At 36.0% G+C, this 4,928-nt stretch carries 4 protein-coding genes; all 4 read right to left on the reverse strand.

What is annotated here, in order from left to right; all coding sequences use genetic code 11:
* Positions 1 to 440: 440 nt before the first annotated feature.
* Entirely contained in the window at positions 441 to 2,213 is a 1,773-nt protein-coding gene (locus A0F92_RS15310; RefSeq protein WP_068248329.1) for an SAM-dependent methyltransferase, read from the reverse strand.
* Positions 2,210 to 2,887, reverse strand: a complete 678-nt coding sequence (locus A0F92_RS15315; protein WP_068248334.1) for a type II restriction-modification system restriction endonuclease — start codon at positions 2,885 to 2,887, stop codon at positions 2,210 to 2,212. Before A0F92_RS15315 ends, A0F92_RS15310 begins: the two co-directional genes overlap by 4 nt.
* Before the next feature lie 267 nt (positions 2,888 to 3,154).
* On the reverse strand, positions 3,155 to 3,901 hold the full coding sequence (locus tag A0F92_RS15320) for a PmeII family type II restriction endonuclease (RefSeq protein WP_068248337.1): 747 nt from the start codon (positions 3,899 to 3,901) through the stop codon (positions 3,155 to 3,157).
* Positions 3,861 to 4,739 (reverse strand): DNA-methyltransferase, encoded by an 879-nt coding sequence (locus tag A0F92_RS15325; protein WP_068248340.1) that lies wholly within the window; start codon positions 4,737 to 4,739, stop codon positions 3,861 to 3,863. Before A0F92_RS15325 ends, A0F92_RS15320 begins: the two co-directional genes overlap by 41 nt.
* Positions 4,740 to 4,928: the final 189 nt, after the last annotated feature.

Genomic DNA, 4,928 nt, shown 5'->3' on the forward strand with positions numbered 1-4,928 from the left:
TATCAATTATTCTGAACGGGGTCTTCGCCACAGGCGAGCCACCACTGAATTCATAAACTCTCCAAGTAAATGGAGTTGTACATTTTAACCAGAATGACGCACGGGGTTATTAACCACCACTGCTTAAATCGGTCTCACATAGAGCTGTCATTGCAAAATTCGGGGTGTTGCAGTAAAGTCGTTAGCTAGGGAATTTATTTTCTGTCGAAAAAGGGGGAATTGCACACAACGCCCCGGGCTTGGCGATGTGGCGGAATTTGAAATTCGTCAAGCTGGGTACTGCTGCTCAGTAAATATACAAAAGTTTAAAATAAAAATCTGCAGTTGAGTTTTGGTCGTCTTGGCGGAACCACAGCTGATAGATGACTACAGCTGAACTACTGCGTTACAGTCCGCCGACATAGTGCCAAGCCCATGTTATGCCCAGTGCTTTTTTCGGTCTATATAAACATTGCCATTTGTCCATTGCTTACAGGTGTCATTTCGTTCATAAAACTGTCCCATAAGTCAAGTGTCAAATTGAATTTATACTTTTCGTTAAGCGTTTCAAGTTCTGTTTGCAGGTCGGTTTTGTCCATTTGTTTTGCTAATTCTAAAAGGTCAATTCTCATTAAAACGTCTTTTGTAAAAGTCCTTTTAGCGTCTGGAAAAGTTACTGATTGTAAAAACTGAACTGTCGTGTCGGAGTTTAAAAGCATTAATGTGTAAACGGCAAATTCTATTTTGTCAAAACCTATAAAATAACAAGTGTCATCAAGCATTACAGGTTTATTGTCCTGTGGCAGAATAAGTGTAAAATGGAATGTCTTGTAAAGACCTGATATGGCAACTTTGAAAGGTTTGAAGGAATAGTCGCCTATACCAAATATTGAAAACAAAGGCTTGTTGTTGTAGATGCTTGATTTTCTTGCATCAAAATTTGCTTGATGCTGTGTCAGGTATTGATACGTTTTAGGATATTCAGTTTTTATATATTTTGTTTCTTGTCCAACTTTCTTTTGCGTAACAATCGTAAACTTTCGTGTTTGATTAATTACCGTGTTTTTAAGGTCAGAACTTTTGAGAATACCGTAAATTAAACCGTCTTCCAATTTCACTTCTTCGTTCAGTCCGTTTACATAATGTCCGTTCACTTTGTCTAATTCCATTACGGTAGAACAATCGTGTTTCAAACCTTGTCGCCAAACGAAAGGACATTCACCGTCAATTTCTTTTGTGTGAATATAAGTGTCAATGTTTGAAACAAATTTATCGTTTAACCAACCGAATTTGAGTTGAGATTTTAGATTGTTGTAAAAATCAAATTCTATGCAATCAAATGTCGGTAGTGAATTTAGTTTACAATAAAACAAAGCTGCTTCTACTGAAACATTAAACTCCTTTTTGCTGTCAATACAATGCTTTTCAATAGCTGAAATCTTGTAACGATTTTTGTTTTGGTCAAAGACAATGTTTTTGATAACGGAATTTTTTACCAATAACAGTAAATTTCCTTTCATATTTTGAAAGGTTTCAATCATAGTAAGCGTTATAAATTCAGCAATGTCAAAATTGCCTTTTCCTGTCATTGCATCTAAACCGCTATGATTTTTGAAATTCGTTTTTTTCGGAAGGTTCGTTGAATTTAAACTACCCAATTTTGAATTGGTTACCCAAGGTGGATTACCAATTACTAAAATATCATTTGTTGAATGTTTCTTAGCTATTGCTTTAAAATCGAAGTCAAAAACATTGCAATGAACTATTGAAATTTCTGGCTTATTTGAATTTGGATGAGAAAGAAAAAAATCAACAATGTTGAATTTAGTTTCCCAAACATAGGGTTTGTAAATTTCAACACCGAAGACGTTTTTAATGTTTTTGAAGTTGTGTAGAGAAGCAATAATAAAATTCCCTTTCCCACAAGTTGGTTCAATTACAACTTCGGGGGAAATGTTTTTTGAAGCTAAGTGTAATGTTACTTTATTCGCTAAATCAGAATTAGTTTGAAAGTCACCATATTCTGCTCTGTCGGGTTCTTCAACAATATTATTGGTTATCGAAAGAACTTCTTTAAGCGTTTCCAGTTCTTCGTCATTATCAAAAAAATGTATGATGCCGAAGGCATCATACATTTTTTGATTTGCCTTTTCAAAAGATGTAATCTTTTTCAGATTGTCATTTAAGAAATCTGAAACTTGATGAGTAATATTTGCTTCAAATACTTTCATCATTGAGGTTTGTTATAGCTTACAATTTTGGTTATTCCTTTTACTTCCTCGGTCAGCGTTACAATTCGTTGATATTGTAATCTCCATTGTAAAGCATTGGAAATTGTCAAATAACCCTGTTCGGGTGGCGTTTTTAGGATTTGCTCCGCTAATTTCGATAATGTTATTTCGTCAGCTGGAATATTTTTATCTTGTAGATAAGCAATGACGTCGGCTTCATTGGCTTTATCTTTTACCATTTCCCGTAAACGGAAAGTAGTTGTATAGTCAGCCGTTCTCTCTTTTGCAACAAATGAGCAGCTAACGAAATTTAAAGTTGCTGATTTGCTTTTGGGGTCATCAGATTTGTCGTAAACGAAAACTAGTAAATTGTAACCAAGTCCAAAAATCTTTTGTTTAGCGTCTTTGAAAGGGCAAGATGATTGGGGCTGTTTTATTGAAGTTACTTTGATGTCAGTTAAAATGTCGTCAGAAGGTAGGTCAACACCACTTGCAGAAGAACCAATTGTTACTTCGTATTTGTCGTTTAAGTGTTTTTGAAATTTCTGTTCAATAAGTGTCCCAACGGCTTTGCCATCAGTTACTCCAAACAGTTCTTTATGTTGAAACTTTGATTGTTCAGCACAGAAAATTTGGGCTTCTTTTATTAAATTCTCTATCGTTAATTTTTGCTTCATTCTCGTCTAAAATATATGTCGCTAAGTTAATGTTTTTAGGTTTAATCTGTCCTGTCAGGTCGTCAAGTTTTACACAAAAGCTTGATGTCAAGCTGTAATGTTTGTCTGTTGCACGGTCGTCATAGCATTGGGCATAACGCCCCGGGCTTGGCGAAGAAGCGGATTGTTTAGAATAAAGATAATTAGAATTCCGATAGATTATTTTAAAAAAATGCGTCTTAGGACTGCGTCAGCCGCTTTTTTGCCAAGCCGTTGTTGCACGCCGTTTTATTTTTTCGGAGCTATGGTTGCTGAATTAAAGCGTACAAGTTTGTCCCAATCTATTGAACCGTTGTCCATGCAAAAAGTGTCTGCAAATTCTTTTGTGAATTTGTTTATCATTTGCGAATATGATTGAATGAAGTCGTCATTCCGTTCTTTGGCTTGGTGTCCTAATGGTTCAATGATTTTTGTATAAAGGTCTGTGTCGCCCGAAACAAACTCCCAAAACTTTTGACCACAGTATTTGAAATAGTCGCCTTTATCTGAATTGTTGTCCCTGCCGTAGCAGCAACCGTTCACTGCTGTAATATTGAGTTGTGAATTACTTGTACGAAGTGTCTTCTGTGCAGTCTTGAAGTCTGCCCGCATTTTACCTATCTGCGAACTGTTACCCCAATTCGGACCTGATTTTATTGTTACAATATAACGAACACCGTCTTTGTCAAACTCTAAGTCTATGCCGGGAATACCAGACTTGCGACCATCATATACCTTACCGTTGATAAAAATAGCAAGTCCTTCAAGCCAATCGCCGAAAATTGTTTCTTCCTGTGATGAAATAAACGCATCGGTCAAACTCTTGATAATATCCTGTGCTGTTAGAATATATTTTGCTTTGAAGAGATAAGGATTTTTCTTTCCCAAAACCTTCCTCAATTTCAAATCATTCAGTCCAGCAATTCTCTTTTGGTGAAAGGTTCCGATGTTCTCTTCAACGTACTGCGTAACGTCTTTTAGATTTAGCTGTTTCATATTTTACTGTCGGCTCTAATAAATATAATTCTACTGGTTTAACTTGTTCTTTTACCATATCATAGTATTCGGGAACTATGTCAATCCCAATTGAGTGTCGCTTCATTCTGTTGGCAACCAAAATTGTTGTTCCTGAACCCATGAAAGGGTCAAGCACTGTATCTTTTTCTTTTGTAAACAGTTTCATAAACCATTCAGGAAGTTCTTCAGGAAAAGCAGCACTATGATTTTTATTACTGCATTCTGTCGCTAAATGCAAAACATTTGTTGGGAATGCTTTATCCCTTGTCAACCAGTTTGAAATATTTTTACCGAAGCCGCTACCAACTTTTGAATTATCTCTTATTTTATCTGTGTCGCTAAGATTTTTAAGCCTTGATTTTGCCCAATCACCCATTGGAACCATTACTTCCTCTTGGTACATGTGAAACTTTTTGTCCTTGTTAAATTGCAGAAGTCTTTCCCATGCGTCACGAAAACGATTAGGCCATTTGCCTGGGTAACAATTTTTTTTGTGCCAAATAAATTCTTCTGTCCATAGCCAGCCTTGCTTACGCATTTCCAGAATTAATTCCATTACATATGTACTGCGTTCGCCTTCAACAACTTTTTCTTTTATGTTCAAGATAAAAGTTCCGGTAGGTTTTAATACTCGGAGAAGTTCTTTTGTAATTGGGAGAAACCATTCAACGTATTTGTCAGGATGAATACCGCCATAAGTTCCTTTGCGTTGGTCGGCGTAGGGTGGCGATGTTACAATTAGGTCAACGGAGTTATCGGGCAGCTTTTTGAGCATTGATTTGCTATCCCCTAAAAATAAATCTGTTCTTATCTCCATAATAATGTCCTGTTTGTACAAATATAAAGCCTTTGTCTCCGAATGCCAAAAATCTTAGTAATTGCCTCGTCCTGAAAAAAGTTTACATTTTTTTGCTGTTTGTCCTACATTAGGTTTACACATTTTTTATTGTCCGTATTAGGGTTTACAAATTTGATATTGCGTTTTACCTTTTGTTGGGTTTTCAAA

Origin of the sequence: Hydrotalea flava (genome assembly GCF_001623405.1) — a bacterium.
In the GTDB taxonomy this organism is placed as follows: Bacteria; Bacteroidota; Bacteroidia; order Chitinophagales; family Chitinophagaceae; genus Hydrotalea; species Hydrotalea flava.